Below are 18,734 nucleotides of genomic sequence, written 5' to 3' on the forward strand. Positions count from 1 at the left end.
GCGCGCCTGCCCACGCCTTCGCCGCACGCCCGCGCCATCCGCCCGGTTTCACGAGGACACCCCCTAGATGCACATTGCCCAGACGACGGTCGTCGACCGTCCCCAGATCGAACAGTTGCTGGACACGGCGTTCGGCCCCGACCGGCAGCAGAAATCCGCCTACCGCCTGCGCGAGGGCTCGCGGCCGGTGGAGGCCCTGTGCTTCACCGTGCATGACGGCGCGCAGCTTTGCGCCTCCATCGAGTTCTGGCCGATCGCGCTGGTCGCCGAGGCCGACGGCGCGGCCACACCGGCGCTGCTGCTGGGGCCGATCGCGGTCGCCGAATCCTGTCGCGGTCGCGGCATCGGCGGCCTGCTGATCCACCACGGGCTGGAACGCGCCCGCACGCTCGGCCACAAGCTGGTGCTGCTGGTCGGCGACCCGGAATATTACGAGCGCTTCGGCTTCACCAATGCGCCGACCGGCGGCTGGCGGATGCCCGGCCCGGTGGAGCAGCGGCGGGTGATGGCCCGACTGCTCGACGACACGCTGGCGCTGCCAGCGGCGGCGGCCATCAGCAAGCCGGCGGCCGCGACCTCAGCGCCGCTCGCTCACCCAGGCGAGGCCGAGGCTGGCAGCCACCAGGGCCCACAGCAGCAGGGCGGGCACGACGGGCGCCTCGCGCACGCCTAGCAACGCGCCGCTGTTATTGCCGACCAGCCCGAGCCAGCCGCCGCCGGCCTGCCGGTCGCCGCGCGCGGTGCGGCGGACCGCCGGCACGCCGTCCTTGAGCCAGAAGGTGCCGCCGCCGCTGGCGCGCGCCAGCCCGGCCAGCGGCCGGGTGCGCGGGCGGACCTCCTGGCGCTCGGCATCCGCCCCCACCAGCGCGAACCGGCGCAAGTCGCCCCGCTCGACCCGGTAGAGCCCCGGCGCGGGCGCCGTCACGCCGAGGCGGGCGACGCCCTGCGCGTCGGGCGTCAGCGGCAGGGTCGACGTGCGGCCCGCCGGCGTCGTCACCCGCAGCGGCGCGGCGCTGGCGAGCGCCCGGGCGGTCACCATCAGGCGATCGGTGCCAGCCGCCACCGCGAGACTTTCCTCCTCCAGATCGGGCTCCTGCATCAGCCAGTGGACCAGCCGGCCAAGCAGCACGTCGCGCGGGCCACCGCCCTCGACGCCGCGCCCCCAGGCCCAGACATCCGACGACAGCAGCAGCCCGAGACGGCCGCGCGCCTGCCGGTCGAGCACCAGCAGTGGCGCGCCGTCGCCGGTGGCCAGCACGGTGTCGCCGCGTATCGCGCGGGCCGGCAGGTGGCCCGACCACCGCCCCCAGTCGCGTCGCCCGCCCCAGGCCGCCGGCAGCGTGGCGGTAACCGGATGGCGGGCGCCAACCGCGGTCAGTGACGGTCGCGTCAGCGCGCCCGACCAGTCGGCCGTGGGCCGCGCCGGCAGCATCGGCCCGAGGGCGGTGTTGAAGAGGCCGGTCGGCCGGGTGAAGTCGCGCCCCGGCACCACCAGCAGCGCGCCGCCCTTGCGGACATAGTCGGCAATGGCGGTGAAATACTGCGGCGCCAGCAGGTCGAGCTGGTCGAAACGATCCATGACGATGAGATCGAACCGGCCCAGCCGCTGCTCGAACAGCTGCTCGACCGGAAACGGAATCAGCGACAACTCGTGCGTGGGCGTCGGGTCGAACGAGGTCGGCAGCCGCAGGATGGTGAAATGCACGGTCTCCAGCGCCGCGTCGGCGGTAAGGATATCACGCCACGACCGGGTCGAGAGACTTGGCGCGCCGGAAATCAGCAGCACCGACAGCCGTTCGCGCACCCCGTTGACGTGGGTCAGCACGGCGTTGTTGGCGATCACCGGCTCACGCGCCGCCGGCTGCACCCCGGCCGCGATGGCGATGGGGCCACGCCGTGCCACCGGCACCGCCAGCCTCACCCGGCCATCGCCACCCACCGTCGCCGGCGGCTGCGTCTGACCATCGATACTCCAGTCGACCGCCGTGCCGGCCGGCACGCCCTCGGCGCTGAGTACGACACCGGCACGCCCCCCCACCACGGCATAGGGCGCCGCCGCCACCACGCTCAGCCGGCGGTCGATCATCGCCGGATCGCCGGCCAGCAGCACATGCAGCGGGCGTCCGGGCGGCAGCGCCGGCGGCGCGTCCAGCGTGACAATGCCATCCGACACCACCACGGCACCGGCCAGCCGCTCCGCCGGCGCCTGACCGATGGCCCGCGTCAGCGCCTCGCCAAGACGGGTCTTGTCGCCGGCCTCGACCACCCGCCATCGCAGCCCCGGCGGACTGCCCGCCCGCAAGGCGGCGAGCGCGGCGCGCGCCTGCGCCCCCCGGCCATCGACCGCCATCGAGCCCGAAGTATCGAGCACGGCAACGGCGATGTCGGCCTGCGGCTGGCGCTCTTCAATGCGCCGCGCCGGCTGCAACAGCACCAGTGCCAGTGTCGCCGCCACCAGCAGCCGTGCCGCCGCCATCCGCCAGCGCCGGGCCAGCGCCGCCAGCGCCACCGGCGCCAGCAGCAGCACCAGCGCCGGCAACAGCACCGGCCAGGGCAGCAGGGGCTGGAACACAAGCGCGCCGCTCATCGCTGCCGCTCCGGCAGGCGATCCAGCAGCGCCTTCACATGGGCCTGGTCCGCCTTGTAGGTGCCGGTGAGCGCATACATCACCAGGTTGATGCCGAAACGCAGCGCCAGTTCGCGGCGTCGGGCGTCATCATCGCCGGCCCAGGCATCGGCCCAGCCGCCGCCGCCCAACACAACGCCGGCCACCCCGCCCTCGCGTCCGGCGGTGCCGGCCTCGACCCACACCGCGCCGGACTCACGCCGGCCGGAAAACCGATCCAGCAGATAGAAGGCGCGCGCGAGCACATGCTCGTCTGTCAACGGCTCCAGCCGGGGCAGGGCCAGCGGCCCCAGCAGCCGCGTCGCCGCCGCCGGTGTCACGTCGGCGCCGAAATCCACCACCACCAGACCACCACTGGCAAGATAGGCCGACAATCGTCGCGCCCCGACCGGCGACAGCGGCGCGGCGGCCGGCCAGTAGAGCAGCGCGTGACGGCCAAGATCCGCGGTCGCCGGATCGACCACCCGCACCGGCGCCGGGCGCACCGCCGTGCGCGTGGCCAGCACCTGCGCCAGCGCCGCCAGCCCGGCGCGCGCCCGGTCGTCGGCCGCCGGGTTGCCGGACGCGACCACCGCCAGCGCCACCGCGTCGGGATCGACCGCCGCCGACTGGGCCCGCGTCGGCGCCGGCATCAGCAGCACCAGCAGCACCAGTACCATCAGGCCCCCGCCCGCCGCGCGCCGCCAGGGCAGGGCACGACCCGGCCACGGCCGGGGCCAGGCCAGCAGCCGCGCCGTCGACCACAGGCCGTCGGCGACCACCAGCAGCAGCGCCAGCCCCAGCAGCCAGGGCGCCAGCGGGGTGCGGATCGCTCCCGTCAACGCCATGTCGACCGGCAGCCCCGTAACGTCGGCGCGCGACTGGAAGCGGTAGGCCGGCCCGACGGGCCCCGCCACCCGGGCGAGGTTGAGCGCGCGCACGTCCCCGCCGGCGCGGTAGAGGCCCGGCGGGGTGAGCGCCGTCGCCGCCGCCGCCGGCCAGCGCCCGGGCGCGATCAGGGCCGGCTGGAGCGGATCGGCCAGCACGCCCTCGCCGTCGAGCGCGGCTTCCAGCACCAGCGGTTCGGCGGTGACATCGCGCCGCTGCGCCACCCCGGCGGCGAGTGGCAGCAGGCGCCGCAGCATCGGCTCGAACAGTCCACCCAGCGGCAGGTTGGACCAGGCGGGATCGGCATCGGTGTGCAGCATCACCAGCAGCCCCGCCCCCGCGCGCCGCGCCGTCACCAGTGGCGTGCCGTCCTTCAGCCAGGCCCAGCGTTCGACACCGGGCGCCGACGGGTCCGCCAGCACCTGCCGGCGCACCACCACCGCCGGATCAACCGCCAGCCCGGCCAGCGGCCCGTCGGCGGCGAACCCGCCCAGCGGTTGCGGCGCGTCCCACGACAGCCGGGTGCCGACGGTGCGGATGCCGGTGACGAGTGGCGCCGGCGCCAGCCGGGTGCCATTCTCGGCGACGCGCGGCCCGGCGATGGTGAGGGCGACACCGCCCGCCCGCACCCACGCCAGCATTGCCCGCGCCTGCGCGACATCGGCAATCGGCAGATCGACCAGCAGCTTGAGATTGGCCGCCACCGTTGCCGCCTCGGCCGCCGGCGCCGACTGGACATCGGCATGGGGCTCCAGCGCCCGCCGGACGTAGAAGGCCGCCGACCGCAACGGACTCGCCGCCCCCGCCCGCTCGCCCGACAGCAGCACCACCCGTGGCCGCAGCACGCCGGCATCGAGCAGCGCCACCGCCGCGGCGGACGGCTGGCCCTCGACCACCAGCCGGGTGATCCGCCCCAGCTCGGCAACAGGGACCTGGACGCGCACCGTGGCCGTGATCTCCCGCGGGCCGAACACCACCGGCACGTCGGCGCGCACCCGCCCGCCGGCATCGATCGCGAGCAGGCGCTCGGTGCGGGCCGGCAGACCCGCCGGACGGACGAGCTGCACCTGCCAGCCGCCCGCCACGCCATCGAACTGCCGCACGACGACCGGGGTGTCCTCGGCATTCACCAGCCGGGCCGGCCCATGCGCCGCCAGCGCCCGGCCCAGCGCGGCATCGTCAGCGGCGGCCCAGCCGGTCGACAGCCACAACGCGGCATCGGCCCGTGGCGACAGGCCGGCCAGCCGGGCGGCGACGCCGGCCCGATCCGCCCGCCACGCATAGGCCTGCACCGCCGCCAGCACCTGACGCGCGGTCTCCACACTGACCCAGCGCGGCGCCGGTGGGGCGCCGCCCGCCCAGCCGCCCGGTGGCGGCGTGGTGGTGACCAGCGCCACCCGGGCGGTCGCGGGATCGAGCGCCGCCAGCCGGCGCGCGGCGGCGGCGCGGACATCCGCCCACCGGCCCGCCGAGGTCCAGTCGTTGTCGAGCACCAGCAGCAGCCGCTGCGGCGGCGGGGTCGCCGACCGCGGCGCCCACACCGGGCCGGCCAGCGCCAGCAGCAGCGCCGTCAGCGCGCCCAGCCGCAGTGCCAGCAGCCACCATGGTGGCCGCGCCGTTGGCGGCGGCGGTGTCTCGACCGCCCCCAGCAGCCGTATCGCCGGAAACGGCAGCCGGCGCAGCGGTGGCGGCAGCCGGCGGATCAGCCACCACAGCAGCGGCAGCACCAGCGCGCCCAGCAGCACCGTCGGCGTGGTGAGAGCGAGCGGACCCAGACCGGTCATGGCCCCACCAGCGCCCGCGCGGCATCAGCCAGCGCCCTCGACAACGGCCGGTCGGTGGCCTCCAGCCGCCACTGCCAGCCGACCGCCCGCGCCGCCGCCGCCACCCGGTCGAGATGCGCCTGCCAGACGGCGAGGTAGCGGGCGCGCGCCTCGGGGCCGGCGTCCACCACCCGCTCGGTAGCGGTGGGGTCGAGGTCGTGCAGCGCCACCCGGCCGGTGAAGGGAAAGCTGATCTCCGCCGGATCGGCGACCTGCAGCAACAGGCCGGGCGCGCCGCGTACCGCCAGCGCCGCCACCGCGTCGGTGACGGCGGGATCGAGAAAGTCGCTGGCCAGCAGCAGCCGGTCACCCGCCGCCAGCGGCACCCGTCGCAGGTCGGGCACCGCGACACCGGACAGGTGCTCGAACACCAGACGCGGGGATGCCGCCCGAGCCTCCCCCAGCGCCGCCACCCGTTCGCCGGCCCGGGCGACCGCCGCGCACAGGGCACCGGCAAGCAGCCGGGCATGATCGGCCTTGGTCGGCAGGCCGGGCGCCGAGGCATAGGCCATCGACGGCGACGGATCGACCCACAGCAGCAGCCGCGCCGGCTGCTCGCGTTCATGGGTGCGCACGTAGAGTGCGTCGGAACGGGCGGAGCGCCGCCAATCCACCTGCTCGCGCGATTCGCCGGGTTCCAGCGGCCGGAACTGCCAGAAATCCCGCCCCTCGCCGGCGACCCGGCTGCGATGGATGCCCTCCTGCCCGCCACGCCGACGGCCCTGGGGGCGCGGCAGCGCCAGCGGCCCGAGCACGGCGGCGGCGGCCTCCGCCCGCGCCCACAGCCGGTGCTGGCGGCCCGGATCAGCCGGCGTGCTCATGCCTCCAGCAGCGGCGCCACCCGCGCGATGACATCGTCAATGCCCAGCCCGTCGGCGCGCGCGGTGTAGCTCAGCGCCATGCGGTGGGCGAGCGCCGGGGTCAGCAGCGCCGCCACGTCCTCGATCAGCGGCACCGTGCGGCCTTCGAGAAAGGCGCGCGCCCGCGCCCCCAGCAGCAGCGCCTGCGCCGCGCGCGGCCCGGCGCCCCAGGCCAGATCGGTGGCGCCGGCATCGGGCCTGGTGGCGCGCACCACCCGCAGGATCGCCGCCACCACCCCTTCCGGCGCCGGCAGCTGGCGCACCAGCCGCTGGGCCTCCACCAGATCGTCCGGCCCCAGCACCGCCGCCGGCAGCGGATCGTCACCACCGGTGGTCGCCAGCAGGATCTCGCGCTCGGCCGCCAGCGACGGGTAGCCGATGCGGATTTCGAACAGGAAGCGGTCGAGCTGGGCCTCCGGCAGCGGATAGGTGCCTTCCTGCTCGATCGGGTTCTGGGTCGCCAGCACATGGTAGGGCACCGGCAGATGGTGACGGTGGCCGGCCACCGTCACCTGATGCTCCTGCATCGCCTCCAGCAGCGCCGACTGGGTGCGCGGGCTGGCGCGGTTGATCTCGTCGGCCATCAGCAGCTGACCGAACACCGGGCCGGGCAGGAAGCGGAAGCTGCGGCTGCCGTCGGCGGCGGTCTCCAGCACTTCCGCGCCGAGAATGTCGGAGGGCATCAGGTCGGGCGTGAACTGCACCCGTCGGGTATCCAGCCCCATCACCGCCCCCAGCGTCTTGACCAGCCGGGTCTTGGCCAGCCCCGGCAGGCCCACCAGCAGGGCATGACCGCCGGCCAGCAGGGTGATGAGCGCCAGATCGACGACGGCGCGCTGACCGATGACATGGGCCTCAATGGCGCCCCGCGCCACGCCGACCCGGTCGGCAAGGGCGGCCAGCCGGTCGGGCGTGACCGGCGGGTGGCCATCGTCAGCGAAGCGATTGAGCATGCACGCGGTTCCAAGCACGACAAGAATGCCTATATAAGACCCTTGAACATGTCAGACCACAAGCCCACGCCCGCACTTTCGACGCCAGATGGACCCGCCACCGGGGCAGGCCACTCGCTGGCCGATATCGCGCGCCTACTGGCCGACCGCCGGCTGCCGCCGGTGGAGCGCTGGAACCCGCCGTTCTGCGGCGACATCGACATGCGCATCGCCCGCGACGGCAGCTGGTGGTACATGGGCACGCCGATCGGCCGGCCGGCGATGGTCAAGCTGTTCTCCTCCGTGCTGCGCCGCGACGGCGACGACTTCTTTCTGGTGACGCCGGTCGAGAAAGTCGGCATCCGCGTCGATGACGCGCCGTTCGTCGCGGTGGAAGTCGTCAGCGACGGCGCCGGCCGCGACCGCCGGCTGGCCTTCCGCCTCAACACCGACGAGCACGTGATCGCCGGACCGGACAACCGGCTGCGGGTGGTGGTCGACCCCGTCACCGGGGAACCGCGTCCCTATCTGCACGTCCGGCGCGGGCTGGAGGCGCTGGTCAACCGGCCGGTATTCTATGAACTGGCGGCGCTGGCGCTGGCGGAAACAGACGACGTGGGCACGCCACTCGGCCTGTGGAGCGAGGGCGTATTCATGACCCTGACCGGGGACGCGCCATGCTGAGGGCCGCCCCCCTGCCGCCGGCGGGCCTTGATGTCGCGCTGATCCGCCAGGCGGTGCCGCACCTGCGCGCGCTGGGTCCGCACGAGGCTGGCGACGACCCGCCGAGCGGCCCCAGCCAGCCGCCGGAATCGCCGGCGCTGACGCCGGCGGCGGTGCTGCTGCCCATCGTCGACCACCGCGAGCCGACCCTGCTGCTGACCCGGCGGGTGGACACGCTGCGCAAGCACGCCGGCCAGATCGCCTTTCCCGGCGGCCGGGTCGACCATGACGACGAGTCCGCCATCGCCGCCGCCCTGCGCGAGACGCGGGAGGAAATCGGTCTGGGCGCCGAGCGCATCGACGTCGCCGGGCCGCTGGCGGATTACCGCACCAACTCGGGCTATCGCATCACGCCGGTGGTCGGCGTCGTCGAACCCGGCTTCACCCTCACGCCGCACGCCGGCGAGGTGGCTGACGTGTTCGAGGTGCCGCTCGGCCATGTGCTCGACCCGCGCAACCACGAGCGCCACATCGGCCAGTGGCAGGGCCGCGAGCACGCCTTCTACGTCATCCATCACGGCGAGCGCCGCATCTGGGGCGTTACCGCCGGCATCATCGTCAATTTCGCCCGCGCGCTCGCCCTGCTGGGGGGCGGACGGTGATCTGGCTGTTCCGGCTGGCGCTGTTCCTAGCGCCGTTCGCGCTGCTGTGGGGCTTCCTCGCCTGGCGTCGCCGCGACCCCGAGGCCGAGCGCGAAGCCGGCTGGCTGCTGCTGTTCACCGGCATCGGCCTGGCGGCGATCCTCGGGCTCGGCCTGGCGCTGACCCTGCCGGACGCCGCCGCGCCTTCAGCCCATTATGTGCCGCCGCGGGAAGAAAACGGCCGCATCGTGCCCGGCAATTTCGAACAGGGACCCGACGCCCGATGACCTGCCTGCCGCCCCAACCCTGGCAGGACAGCCCGGGCGTCCAGCGCATCCTTGCAGCCCTGGAAGCCGACCACGGCCAGATCCGCGTCGTCGGCGGCGCCGTGCGCGACGGCCTGCTCGGCCGTGCCGGCGCCGATGTCGACTTCGCCACCACCTTCCCGCCCGAGGCAGTGATGACCCGGCTGCAGGCGGCCGGCGTCAAGGCGATCCCCACCGGCATCGAGCATGGCACGGTGACGGCGGTGGCCGACCATCACCCCTATGAAATCACCACGCTGCGCCGCGATGTCGCCACCGACGGGCGACGGGCGACCATCGCCTACACCGACGACTGGCGGGAGGACGCCGCCCGGCGCGATTTCACCATCAACGCGCTGTCCGCCGACCCGCTGACCGGCACGGTGTACGACTATTTCGACGGGCTGGCCGACCTCGCCGCGCACCGGGTGCGCTTCATCGGCGACCCCTATACTCGCATCGCCGAGGACCATCTGCGCATCCTGCGCTTCTTCCGCTTCCATGCGCGCTTCGGCCACGATTCGCCCGACCCCGACGGGCTGGCCGCCTGCGTCGCCCGCGCCCGCGACCTGATGGCGCTGTCGCGTGAGCGCATCCGCGACGAACTGCTGAAACTGCTCGCCGCCGAGGACCCGGTGGCGACGGTGCGCCTGATGACGACCGGAGGGATTTTCACCCCCGTGCTGCCGGAGATCACCGTCGACCACCTCGACGCGTTCGCCCGTCTGGTCGGCATCGAGCGCACGCTGGGCGACGTCTGCGATCTGCGGCGACTGGCGGCGCTGCTGCCGGCCGACGCCGACCTGCTCGACGACATCGCCCGCCGGCTGCGCCTGTCCAACGCCGAGCGCAAGCGGCTGGTGGCCATGGCGGAACGCTGGCCGCAGCTGCCGGCCGACCTCGCCGACATCCGCGCCCGGCTCTACCGGCTGGGCGGCGAGACGGTGCTGGATCGCGCGCTGCTGTCGGCGCCGGACGCCGAGACGGTCGCGCCGCTGCGCGCCGAGGCCCGCGACTGGACGCCGCCCCGGCTGCCAATCGGCGGGCGGGACATCATGGCGCTGGGCGTGCCGCATGGCCCGGCCGTCGCCGCCACCTTGCGCGCGGTCGAGGATCGCTGGATCGCCGCCGGCTTCCCCGCCGATCGGGACGCACTGCTGGCGCTGGCGCGCGACAGCGTGGCGGGTTAGCCGCGGTTTTTACCTGGCTTTTGCACCTGCGGCACCAGCCCGCTCCCCCGGCCCTGTTTAGCCGCGCGCTGCCGCGACGTGCTTATCCGCGCGCTGCCGCGCCCTGTTTAGCCGCGCGCTGCCGCGCCCTGTTTAGCCGCGCGCTGCCGCGCGACGCCGCAGATCGTCTAGGCAGCGCTGGGCGGCCTTGCCATCCCAGAATTCCGGGCGGCGACCGGACGGCCAACGACCGTCGAGCACCGTCCGCACCGCCTCGATCAGCCCCTCGGGCTTGATCAGCCGGTTGGTGCCCTCGCTCACCGTCACCGGGCGCTCGGTATTTTCCCGCAGCGTCAGGCACGGAATGTCGAGGTAGGTGGTCTCTTCCTGCACACCGCCGGAATCGGTGACCACCAGCGCCGCATTGCTGACCAGGCTCATGAACGGCCGGTAGCTGATCGGCTCCACGAGCTGCACGCCGGCCTTCTCCAGCCGCTCGAACAGACCGAACGCGTTGAGCTTCTGGCGGGTGCGCGGATGCACCGGGAAGATCAGCGGCACCATGGCGGCGACGGCTTCGAGCTTTTCCACCAGCGGCGTCAGCGTCTCCGGCTGATCGACATTCGATGGCCGGTGCAGGGTGACGATACCGTAGCCCTTGGGCGCCAGGCCATAGCGGGCCGGGGCGTTCTCGGCCTCGATGCGATCGCGCAGCAGCTCGTAGGAATCCAGCATGATGTTGCCGATGCGGGTGACGCGCTCGGCCGGGATGCCCTCGCGGGCGAGGTTTTCATCGCCGTCGGGCGACGGCGTCCACAGCACATCGGCCAGCACGTCGGTGACCAGGCGGTTGATCTCTTCCGGCATGTGGCGGTCGAAACTGCGCAGGCCGGCCTCCAGATGCACCACCGGAATCCACAGCTTGGCGCCGACCATGGCGCAGGCGGCGGTCGAGTTGACATCGCCGACCACGACAAGCCAGTCCGGCCGCTCGGCCTGGGCGATCTTCTCGTAGGCGATCATCACGTTGCCGGTCTGCTCGGCATGGCTGCCGCTGCCGACGCCGAGATGGAAGTGCGGTTCCGGCAGGTTGAGGTCGACGAAGAACGCATCCGACATGTTGGCGTCGTAATGCTGGCCGGTGTGGACGATCTTCGGCGTGAAATCGCCGGACGCGGCCAGCGCGTGATAAAGCGGCGCCACCTTCATGAAGTTCGGGCGCGCGGCGGCGATCAGGTGCACGATGGCGGTCATGGCTTCCTCTTGGACTGCGGTGTCTTGGTCGGTCGGACGGTTGTCGGGTTCACGCTGTCGGCGTCGCCACGGGCGACTTCAGATCAGGCAAGGCCGGCGGCGCGGCGGTGGCGGGCTGACCGGCCAGCCGTTGCCGCACGATGAGATGCAGGGCCATGGCGATACCGATCAGCTGGTAGGCAAGATCAAAGCTGGCGACCTCCAGCAGTGCCCCGCCGACGGCGAAGCTGACCAGCATGATCTGCACCATGGTCGCCAGGTCATAGGCCCAGGTCATCCGCAACTGCCTCGCCTGCCGCTTGACCTCGGAACAGGTGAAATAGGTGGCGGCGTTCATGAACAGGTAGAGGAACAGCCCGATGTAGCCATGCTCGCCCAGCACCTCGAAGTAGATCGAGTGGGAAGCGCGCATCTTGATGCCTTCCGGCAGATAGTCCGCCGCCACGTTGCGCATGCGGTAGGCGCGGAACCCGATCCCGAGCGGATAGTCGTCGGCAAGTTCGATGCCGTACCGCCACATCTGCATGCGGCTGCGGGCCGAGGCATCCTGGTCGTAGCTCTCGATGGTCTCCATGCGGCTGTGCCAGGTGTCCGGCATGAAGTTGAGAATGGCGGCGCCCAGCGCGCCCACCGTGACCAGCAGCAGAATGCGCCGGCGCGACAGCAGGATCAGCCACAGGCTGAGCGCCCCCAGCGTCAGGAAGCCGCCGCGCGATTGCGAACCCACCACCGCGACCGCCGTCATCACCATCATGAAGACGGCGAACAGCGACATCAGTTTCGGGCTGATAAAGCCCATGCGCACCGGGTGCAGTTGCACGAACCGCCACAACGGAATGGTCATGGCGAGCGCCAGCGCGAGGTCGTTGCGGTCCCCCAGAAACGTGCCCGGCGCGCCCAGCACCTGGAACTGGCCGCCGGTCGCCAGCGTGAACAACCCGCCCTTCAGGCCGAAATAACCGAGCGAGCCGGCGATCGACAGCACCACGGCGGTCATGCGGAAACGCGAATAGGTGACCACGGGCACCAGCAGCGCCAGCAGCACCGCCTTCAGGCTGTTGGTATATTTCTCGATCGAAAGTTCGAAACTCTGGGACAGGGCGGTGGTGAGCGAGAACCACACCACATAGATGGCCAGCGGCACCAGCAACGCATGGATGGGTGCCTGCTTGCGGTCGCGATTGAGGATGAGCGCGATGGCGGTGCAGATGGCAACCAGATCAAGGAACGGCATGGTCGTGGCGAAGCCATAGACCAGCTTGTGCGGCGTCATGTACGACAGCCAGGCCCAGGCAAGCACGCCGACCAGGGGACGCATCAGGATCAGGGGCAGGACGCCCAGCACCACCAGCAGAACGAAAAGACTGCTCAACCGCGTTCCCCTCGACCCGGCGACCGTTCAGCGAGCACTACCGCCCCCGGACGCCTTGATGCCGAACCCCTCGTCAACCACGCCGCCACGTCGGACCTTCGTCACTCCCGCTTGAATCAATCGCGCGGTTGAATCAAGCGCTGATCCGTCGTGCGGACGCCTTCATGCCTGTTCCCGGCGCAGGGCCGCCACTGGTACATCATGGCTTTCCTGCCCGAGGTTATGGCTATAGTGGCGGTGTGTTATCAATTTGTAAGCCCTCGCCTTCAATGATGACGGCGTGACCTGCAAACCATCCGGAACGAACGGAACCGCATCGCCATGGCATCGCAACTTCTCATCGTCTGCGTCTGTCTCGCGCTCTACTACATGTTCTTCATCATCGCCCGCGGCGGCGAGACGATCGACGACGATGCCGGCGACATCGACGGTGATGGCGGCGCCAGCGCGCGCTGACGCATTCACGCGGCCGCGTCGGGCCCCGCGCCGGTCATCACCCACCGCCGGCAGGTCTCGATCAGGGCCTCGCGCGCTGGTGGCGCACTGCAGGTATGATCGGCCCCGGCGAGCCGTTGCAGGGTCACGTTGCCCGACTGCAGCAGTGGCGCCCATTCCGGCGTGTGCAGCGCTGCTTCGAACACCGCCGCAGTGGTGTCGTGCTCCGACAACAGAATCAGCCGCGGCCCCGAGAAGCGGACAAGGGCCTCGGCAAGCTGACCGGCCAGGGGCCGCGCCGCCCGCCGGCGGCGGACCTTGTCAAGCGCCAGCCGGCCGAGGGAGCGCATCGCCCGTCCGATCCGCACCTCGCCGCGCAGCAACCGCCGCAAGGTGCGCGGATCCCGCAACCGGCGCTGGTAGTGTTGCGCCGCCGTCAGCCGGGCCGGGTCGTCGTTCGCCTCGATGATCCACGGATTGAGCAGAATGAGCCCCGCACAACGCGGATCGCCGGCACAGGCCAGCGTGAGCGCCGTCGCCCCGTCGCACAGGCCAAAGCCGATGTAGCGATCGACGCCGCCCCCGCACAGCAACGCCGCGACCGCCGCCTCGATATCGGGCATCGATCCGAGAAAACCCGGATCGCGGCCACCGCTGTCACCGATGCCACGACGATCGAAGCGCAACACGGGATGGCCATCGGCGGCCCAGCCGCGCGCCAGATCGACAAAACTGCGATGCGGGCCGACACGGGTCTGCACACCGCCATTGACCATCAGCACCCCGGTCTTCCGGTCGCCGGCATGCAGCACCCCGAGCAACGGGTGGCCCTCGCAGGCAAAGATCAGCGGCCGGGTGGTGCCGGTCATGCCACCTCCAGCACGATTTCGGTCAGGGTATCCGCCAGCAGCGACGGTTCCCCCGGCTCCGCCAGCAGCCACGGCGCCGGCGCCGCCACATGCCGGCGCCCCGGCGCGGTGTGCACCCCGTCGGGCGCTGTCCCCACCTCGACCCGCACCACGGGCACCGTCGTCGCCGCCAGCAGCGGACCATAGTCGAGATGAGCAATCGCCGCCGCGAGCGCGGGGCTCAGTTCATAACCGGCGCACTCGACCGTTTCGCCCTGTTCGAGCCGCTTCTGGAGATCCCCGACGCTGACCCGCTGGCCGCTTTCCAGCGACGCCGCCGCCCGCACCCGCAACCAGTGCCGGAGATGCTGGCGGCCACTGTCGACGGGGGCGACGAGAATGGCGCTCCTGACGGCAAGCCCCGTCGCCAGGGCATCGAGCGCCAGCAGGCAACCCAGGCGGAAACCCATCAGCAGAACGGGCGCGCCCTGCCCGGCAAGGTGCGTGGCGGCACACGCCACGGCATCGCGCCACTCCGGCCAGCCGGCATCGGCGAACGCGCCGTCGCTGTCCCCCGTGCCCGGCAGGTCGGGCAGCAACGAACCGACGCCCCGTGACGCCAGTCCCTGGCCGACCAGGCTCATCAGTCGCCGGGTTCGATTCATCTCCTCGGCGAACGGCGGCACGAACAGCAGGTTGCAGGCATTGTCGCGACCGATCGCGGGTGCGCGCCACAACGCCGGCATCCGGCCGGCGGCGCAGGTCAGTTCGACCGGGGTTGGCCAGCCGATATTGCTCAAGCGGCAACCTTCGCGCCAACAAAGTCGGCCAGGCTGCCCACCGTCTCGAACACCTCGGCGCTGATGTCCTCGTCGTCGATGAGGATGCCGAAACGTTCCTCCAGATGCGCCAGCACGGTGGCGATGGCCATCGAATCAAGCTCCGGCAACGCACCCAGCAAGGCGGTCTGGCGCGTGAACGCGGCGGCCCGGCCACCCAGCCCCAGGGCCTCGTCCAGCAAGGCCTTCAGTTGCGCCTCGATTGCCTGTGCCCGCTCGCTCATGGTGCCGTCCGGTCCCCCAGCCGCCGCCGCTGGCCGGCGACGTTCACTGTCGATTAGAATTGGCGGCGTTATACTGGCCTGATGAAGCGATGCAAAACCCAATCGACCGGACGCGCGTGACAGCCGGTGGTGCCACCTTGACGCTCGACACGCACGCCGAGGCCTCCTACCGGCTGGCGCGTCTGGCCGGCCTGATACCGGGCTGCGGCTTTCACCGCTATGTGCTGGTCGCCCAGCCGCGCGCCGGCCTGCCGGCGATGCCGCGCGGCTTCACCGTGACGCCGCTGACCGACGACGAACTGGCGGGCACGCCACTGGACACGCCGGCCGAGGCTGTGCGCCATCGCCGCGCGATGGGCGCCACCTGCCTCGCCGCCCGCGACGCGCACGGCACCATCACCGGCTTCCTGTGGCTGACCGACCGGCCGTTCCGCGAGGACGAGATCGACCTCTGGTACGAGCCCGGCGCGCACGCGGCGTGGGACATGGGGCTCTATGTCAGGCCGGCCTTCCGCCTGGGCCGCAGCTACGCCGCCTTGTGGGCGGGCGCCGCCGACTGGCTGGCGGCGCGCGGTTTGGACTGGTCGCTGAGCCGGATCACCGATTATAACGCCGCCTCGCTGGCCGCGCAGGCGCGCATGGGGGGACGCAAGGTGGGAACAGTGTGGGCACTGACGGTGGGCCGGTGGCAGCTCACCGCCTCGACCCTGTCGCCGAACTGGCGATGGCACCGCGTTGGCGGCGACGCCGCGCCGCGGCTGGCCCTGGGCGCGGTGGTGCCGGCGGCATGACCCCGGACCTGCCCGTCGACACCCTCGATGGCCTGGTGCGGGCCAGCGCCCGTCACCACGCCGGCCGGCCGGCCGTGAGCGAACGCCGGCGCGCTCTCACCTATGGCGAACTGGATGCACTGATCGACGAGGTGGCCGCCGGCCTGCTGGCGCTCGGCCTGCCGGCGGGGGCACGCGTCGGCGTCTACCTGCCCAAGCAGATCGAAACCGTGGCCGCCCTGTTCGGCGCGGCGCGTGCCGGCGGCGTGTTCGTGCCGCTGAACCCGGTGCTCAAGGCCCGCCAGGTGGCGCACATCCTCGCCGACTGCACGGTGCATGTGCTGGTCACCTCGCGCCAGCGCTGGGAAGGCCTGCGCGCCGCCGACGCGCTGCCGGCCACGCTGGCCCATGTCGTGCTGGTGGACCACGACGACGTGCCCGGCACGCTGGCCTGGGCCGACCTGCGACGCGGCGGCGGGCAGACTTTCCCGTCGACCGCCGAGGGAATGGTGAGTCTGTCGGCCTCCACCGACGGGGCCGACGGGGTTGCCGCCATCCTCTACACCTCGGGCAGCACCGGCCGGCCCAAGGGCGTGGTGCTGAGCCACCGCAACCTGCTCACCGGCGCGCTCAGTGTCGCGACCTACCTCGGCAACACCGCCGCGGACCGGCTGCTGGCGGTGCTGCCGCTGAGCTTCGACTATGGCCTGAGCCAGCTCACCACCGCCTTTCTGGTGGGCGCCGAGGTGGTGCTGCTCGACTATCTGCTGGCTGCCGACGTGCCGCGCGCGGTGGAACGCCACCGGATCACCGGGCTGGCCGGCGTGCCACCGCTGTGGACGCAGCTTGCCGATGCCCCGTGGAGCGAGGCCGCACGCAACTCCTTGCGCTATTTCACCAATTCCGGTGGCCGCATGCCCCGTCCGCTGCTTGACCGGCTGCGCGCGCTGTTTCCCGGCGCCCGGCCGTTCCTGATGTACGGCCTGACCGAGGCCTTCCGCTCCACCTATCTCGACCCGGCGCTGGTGGACACCCGGCCTGAGTCCATCGGCAAGGCGATCCCCTTTGCCGAAGTGCTGGTGGTGCGCGCCGACGGTTCGGAAGCCGCCCCCGACGAGCCTGGCGAGCTGGTGCATACCGGCCCGCTGGTGGCGCAGGGCTACTGGGGCGACCCCGAGCGCACCGCCCAGCGTTTCCGCCCGGCGCCGGCCTGCGCGCGGCTGGCCGCGCCCGGCGAACCGGCGGTATGGTCGGGCGACACCGTGCGCCGCGACGCCGACGGCTTCCTCTATTTCGTCGGCCGGCTGGACGAGATGATCAAGACCTCCGGCTACCGGGTCAGCCCGACCGAGGTCGAGGAGGCGCTCTACGCCAGCGGCCTGGTGCGGGAGGCCGCCGCCTATGGCATCGCCGACGACCGGCTGGGCCAGGCGATTGTCGTTGCCGCCGTGCCGGCGGCCGGGGACGTGGTCGCGGCCGTGCCGAGCGACGACGGGTCAGGCCCCACCGACGCGCTGCTCGGCTACTGCCGGCGCGAGCTGCCGGCCTACATGGTGCCGCAGCAGGTTATCTGGCGCGACGACCTGCCCCGCAACGCCAACGGCAAGCTCGACCGGGTGGCGATCGCCGCCGGCCACCCCGCCGCACCGGCGCCCACCTCCGCAGGAGACCCCGAATGACCCGACCCGGCCACGGTGATCGCGACGTCTGGCCTGCCGGCTATGGCGTCATCGCCGGCGAACTGGCGGTGGCCGGCCGGCCGGTGTCGGCGTGGATCGCCGAGGCCGGTGGCACGCCGCTGTTCCTCTACGACCGCGCGCTGATCGCCACGCGCATCGCTGAACTGCGGGCCGTGCTGCCGACGCGGGTGAAGCTGCACTACGCCATCAAGGCCAACCCGATGCCCGCGCTGGTACGGTTCATCGCGCCGCTGGTAGACGGGCTCGACGTCGCTTCGTCCGGCGAGCTGGACGTGGCGCTGACCACCGGCGCGCCACCCGCCGACATCAGCTTCGCCGGCCCCGGCAAGCGCGACACCGAACTGGCGGCGGCGCTGGCGGCCGGGGTCGTGGTCAACCTGGAATCGGAGGGCGAGATGGCCCGGCTGGCGGCGCTGGCGACCGCTGCCGGCCGACGGGCGCGCGCCGCCATCCGCGTCAATCCGGACTTCGAGCTCAAGGGGTCGGGCATGCGCATGGGCGGCGGCGCCAAGCCGTTTGGCGTCGACGCCGAACGGGTGCCGGCGATGCTGCGCGCCATGGTCGGGCTGCCGCTGGACTTCCAGGGTTTCCACATCTTCTCGGGCTCGCAGAACCTGTCCGCCGACGCCCTCATCGACACCCAGGACAAGACACTGGCGCTGGCGGCGGCGCTGGCGGCCGATGCCCCCTGCCCGCCGCGCCTGGTCAACATCGGCGGCGGCTTCGGCATTCCCTATGCGCCGGCCGACCAGCCGCTCGACCTCGCCCGCGTCGGCGCGGCACTGGCGGCACGCCTGGACCGGCTGGAACCCGCCATCGCGGGGGCCGAGATCGTCATCGAACTGGGGCGTTATCTGGTCGGCGAGGCGGGCGTCTACCTGACCCGGGTGATCGACCGCAAGCTCTCCCACGGTGAGGTGTTCCTGGTCACCGATGGCGGCCTGCACCATCAGCTCGCCGCCAGCGGCAATTTCGGTCAGGTCATCAAGCGCAACTACCCGGTGGCACTGGCCAGCCGCTTCGACCAGCCGGCGGCGGAAACGGCGACGGTGGTCGGCTGCCTGTGCACCCCGCTCGACCGGCTGGGCGACAAGGTGCCCCTGCCGGAGGGGCGGCCGGGCGATGTCGTGGCGGTGTTTCAGGCCGGCGCCTATGGACTCACCGCCAGTCCGACCCGCTTCCTCGGACACCCGGAGCCGCGCGAGTATCTGGCCTGACGAATCCGTCCAATACGGGCACCGGTGGCACAGGCAAAGTGACAGCCACTCAACGGTGCCGAAACGAACTGAATAATCAATGATTCACAGAGGGTTAATGACGACTCCCGGGGGTTGCGCCGGACCCCGCGCCGCCATAACCTGTCGTTACGCCTGCATTCACGAAAAATTCATCGTGGATAAGGCATT

Annotated in this window: 18 protein-coding genes; 9 read left to right on the forward strand and 9 right to left on the reverse strand. The window is 72.2% G+C overall.

All coding sequences use genetic code 11. The features are described 5' to 3' along the window. Nucleotides 1-67: 67 nt before the first annotated feature. Nucleotides 68-673 carry a GNAT family N-acetyltransferase gene (locus ABU113_RS08310; protein WP_454559040.1) on the forward strand — a complete coding sequence of 202 codons (606 nt, stop codon included), beginning with the start codon at nt 68-70 and terminating at the stop codon, nt 671-673. Here ABU113_RS08310 and ABU113_RS08315 read toward each other — a convergent pair. The 4 genes from ABU113_RS08315 to ABU113_RS08330 are packed head-to-tail and all read right to left on the reverse strand — an operon-like array spanning nt 578 to nt 7,129. Next, the gene (locus tag ABU113_RS08315; protein ID WP_454559041.1) at nt 578-2,587 is read right to left on the reverse strand and encodes a hypothetical protein; all 2,010 of its coding nucleotides are present in this window, start codon (nt 2,585-2,587) and stop codon (nt 578-580) included. The genes ABU113_RS08310 and ABU113_RS08315 overlap by 96 nt on opposite strands. Next, entirely contained in the window at nt 2,584-5,277 is a 2,694-nt protein-coding gene (locus ABU113_RS08320) for a DUF4159 domain-containing protein (protein WP_454559042.1), read from the reverse strand. The genes ABU113_RS08315 and ABU113_RS08320 overlap by 4 nt, the downstream gene beginning before the upstream one ends. Next, entirely contained in the window at nt 5,274-6,137 is an 864-nt protein-coding gene (locus ABU113_RS08325; protein WP_454559043.1) for a DUF58 domain-containing protein, read from the reverse strand. The genes ABU113_RS08320 and ABU113_RS08325 overlap by 4 nt, the downstream gene beginning before the upstream one ends. Next, the gene (locus tag ABU113_RS08330; protein WP_454559044.1) at nt 6,134-7,129 is read right to left on the reverse strand and encodes an AAA family ATPase; all 996 of its coding nucleotides are present in this window, start codon (nt 7,127-7,129) and stop codon (nt 6,134-6,136) included. Before ABU113_RS08330 ends, ABU113_RS08325 begins: the two co-directional genes overlap by 4 nt. A gap of 48 nt (nt 7,130-7,177) precedes the next feature. Between ABU113_RS08330 and ABU113_RS08335 the strand changes: the two genes are divergently transcribed. The 4 genes from ABU113_RS08335 to ABU113_RS08350 are packed head-to-tail and all read left to right on the forward strand — an operon-like array spanning nt 7,178 to nt 9,907. Then, nucleotides 7,178-7,792: a DUF1285 domain-containing protein gene (locus ABU113_RS08335; protein WP_454559045.1), complete on the forward strand. Its 615-nt coding sequence runs from the start codon at nt 7,178-7,180 to the stop codon at nt 7,790-7,792. Beyond that, nucleotides 7,786-8,433: a CoA pyrophosphatase gene (locus tag ABU113_RS08340; protein ID WP_454559046.1), complete on the forward strand. Its 648-nt coding sequence runs from the start codon at nt 7,786-7,788 to the stop codon at nt 8,431-8,433. The genes ABU113_RS08335 and ABU113_RS08340 overlap by 7 nt, the downstream gene beginning before the upstream one ends. Next, nucleotides 8,430-8,699 carry a hypothetical protein gene (locus tag ABU113_RS08345; RefSeq protein WP_454559047.1) on the forward strand — a complete coding sequence of 90 codons (270 nt, stop codon included), beginning with the start codon at nt 8,430-8,432 and terminating at the stop codon, nt 8,697-8,699. Before ABU113_RS08340 ends, ABU113_RS08345 begins: the two co-directional genes overlap by 4 nt. Then, nucleotides 8,696-9,907 (forward strand): CCA tRNA nucleotidyltransferase, encoded by a 1,212-nt coding sequence (locus ABU113_RS08350; RefSeq protein WP_454559048.1) that lies wholly within the window; start codon nt 8,696-8,698, stop codon nt 9,905-9,907. Before ABU113_RS08345 ends, ABU113_RS08350 begins: the two co-directional genes overlap by 4 nt. A 132-nt stretch (nt 9,908-10,039) precedes the next feature. On the opposite strand, the gene wecB is transcribed toward ABU113_RS08350, so the two are convergent. Then, the gene (wecB, locus tag ABU113_RS08355) at nt 10,040-11,140 is read right to left on the reverse strand and encodes a non-hydrolyzing UDP-N-acetylglucosamine 2-epimerase (RefSeq protein WP_454559049.1); all 1,101 of its coding nucleotides are present in this window, start codon (nt 11,138-11,140) and stop codon (nt 10,040-10,042) included. Nucleotides 11,141-11,189: 49 nt separating this feature from the next. Beyond that, the gene (locus tag ABU113_RS08360) at nt 11,190-12,512 is read right to left on the reverse strand and encodes a putative O-glycosylation ligase, exosortase A system-associated (RefSeq protein WP_454559050.1); all 1,323 of its coding nucleotides are present in this window, start codon (nt 12,510-12,512) and stop codon (nt 11,190-11,192) included. Nucleotides 12,513-12,833: 321 nt separating this feature from the next. Between ABU113_RS08360 and ABU113_RS08365 the strand changes: the two genes are divergently transcribed. Further along, nucleotides 12,834-12,968, forward strand: a complete 135-nt coding sequence (locus tag ABU113_RS08365) for a hypothetical protein (RefSeq protein ID WP_454559051.1) — start codon at nt 12,834-12,836, stop codon at nt 12,966-12,968. A gap of 5 nt (nt 12,969-12,973) precedes the next feature. Here the strand turns inward: ABU113_RS08365 and ABU113_RS08370 are convergent, their stop codons facing one another. From ABU113_RS08370 to ABU113_RS08380, 3 genes are read right to left on the reverse strand one after another with little or no spacing between them, the layout of a single operon-like run. Beyond that, nucleotides 12,974-13,816, reverse strand: a complete 843-nt coding sequence (locus ABU113_RS08370) for a hydrolase 1, exosortase A system-associated (protein ID WP_454559052.1) — start codon at nt 13,814-13,816, stop codon at nt 12,974-12,976. Next, nucleotides 13,813-14,595, reverse strand: a complete 783-nt coding sequence (locus ABU113_RS08375; protein ID WP_454559053.1) for a hypothetical protein — start codon at nt 14,593-14,595, stop codon at nt 13,813-13,815. The genes ABU113_RS08370 and ABU113_RS08375 overlap by 4 nt, the downstream gene beginning before the upstream one ends. Further along, nucleotides 14,592-14,858 (reverse strand): acyl carrier protein, encoded by a 267-nt coding sequence (locus ABU113_RS08380; protein WP_454559054.1) that lies wholly within the window; start codon nt 14,856-14,858, stop codon nt 14,592-14,594. Before ABU113_RS08380 ends, ABU113_RS08375 begins: the two co-directional genes overlap by 4 nt. Before the next feature lie 116 nt (nt 14,859-14,974). Here ABU113_RS08380 and ABU113_RS08385 point away from each other — a divergent pair, with 116 nt between their 5' ends. Genes ABU113_RS08385 through ABU113_RS08395 form a run of 3 tightly spaced genes read left to right on the forward strand, consistent with a single transcriptional unit; the run spans nt 14,975 to nt 18,545 of the window. Next, a complete protein-coding gene (locus ABU113_RS08385; protein ID WP_454559055.1) occupies nt 14,975-15,649 on the forward strand; it encodes an N-acetyltransferase family protein in 675 nt (224 codons plus the stop codon). Beyond that, nucleotides 15,646-17,307: an acyl-CoA ligase (AMP-forming), exosortase A system-associated gene (locus ABU113_RS08390; RefSeq protein ID WP_454559056.1), complete on the forward strand. Its 1,662-nt coding sequence runs from the start codon at nt 15,646-15,648 to the stop codon at nt 17,305-17,307. The genes ABU113_RS08385 and ABU113_RS08390 overlap by 4 nt, the downstream gene beginning before the upstream one ends. Beyond that, nucleotides 17,304-18,545 (forward strand): pyridoxal-dependent decarboxylase, exosortase A system-associated, encoded by a 1,242-nt coding sequence (locus ABU113_RS08395; RefSeq protein ID WP_454559057.1) that lies wholly within the window; start codon nt 17,304-17,306, stop codon nt 18,543-18,545. The genes ABU113_RS08390 and ABU113_RS08395 overlap by 4 nt, the downstream gene beginning before the upstream one ends. The last annotated feature ends 189 nt before the right edge of the window (nt 18,546-18,734 follow it).

The sequence above is a fragment of the Parapedomonas caeni genome, assembly GCF_041060555.1.
GTDB lineage: Bacteria > Pseudomonadota > Alphaproteobacteria > Sphingomonadales > Sphingomonadaceae > CAUJIW01.

Excerpts from the sequence above, each read along its gene's own strand:
- ABU113_RS08310 (WP_454559040.1), top strand. The coding sequence starts at position 68 with ATGCACATTGCCCAGACGACGGTCGTCGACCGTCCCCAGATCGAACAG.
- ABU113_RS08315 (WP_454559041.1), bottom strand. The coding sequence starts at position 2,587 with ATGAGCGGCGCGCTTGTGTTCCAGCCCCTGCTGCCCTGGCCGGTGCTG.
- ABU113_RS08320 (WP_454559042.1), bottom strand. The coding sequence starts at position 5,277 with ATGACCGGTCTGGGTCCGCTCGCTCTCACCACGCCGACGGTGCTGCTG.
- ABU113_RS08325 (WP_454559043.1), bottom strand. The coding sequence starts at position 6,137 with ATGAGCACGCCGGCTGATCCGGGCCGCCAGCACCGGCTGTGGGCGCGG.
- ABU113_RS08330 (WP_454559044.1), bottom strand. The coding sequence starts at position 7,129 with ATGCTCAATCGCTTCGCTGACGATGGCCACCCGCCGGTCACGCCCGAC.
- ABU113_RS08335 (WP_454559045.1), top strand. The coding sequence starts at position 7,178 with ATGTCAGACCACAAGCCCACGCCCGCACTTTCGACGCCAGATGGACCC.
- ABU113_RS08340 (WP_454559046.1), top strand. The coding sequence starts at position 7,786 with ATGCTGAGGGCCGCCCCCCTGCCGCCGGCGGGCCTTGATGTCGCGCTG.
- ABU113_RS08350 (WP_454559048.1), top strand. The coding sequence starts at position 8,696 with ATGACCTGCCTGCCGCCCCAACCCTGGCAGGACAGCCCGGGCGTCCAG.
- wecB (WP_454559049.1), bottom strand. The coding sequence starts at position 11,140 with ATGACCGCCATCGTGCACCTGATCGCCGCCGCGCGCCCGAACTTCATG.
- ABU113_RS08365 (WP_454559051.1), top strand. The coding sequence starts at position 12,834 with ATGGCATCGCAACTTCTCATCGTCTGCGTCTGTCTCGCGCTCTACTAC.
- ABU113_RS08370 (WP_454559052.1), bottom strand. The coding sequence starts at position 13,816 with ATGACCGGCACCACCCGGCCGCTGATCTTTGCCTGCGAGGGCCACCCG.
- ABU113_RS08380 (WP_454559054.1), bottom strand. The coding sequence starts at position 14,858 with ATGAGCGAGCGGGCACAGGCAATCGAGGCGCAACTGAAGGCCTTGCTG.
- ABU113_RS08390 (WP_454559056.1), top strand. The coding sequence starts at position 15,646 with ATGACCCCGGACCTGCCCGTCGACACCCTCGATGGCCTGGTGCGGGCC.
- ABU113_RS08395 (WP_454559057.1), top strand. The coding sequence starts at position 17,304 with ATGACCCGACCCGGCCACGGTGATCGCGACGTCTGGCCTGCCGGCTAT.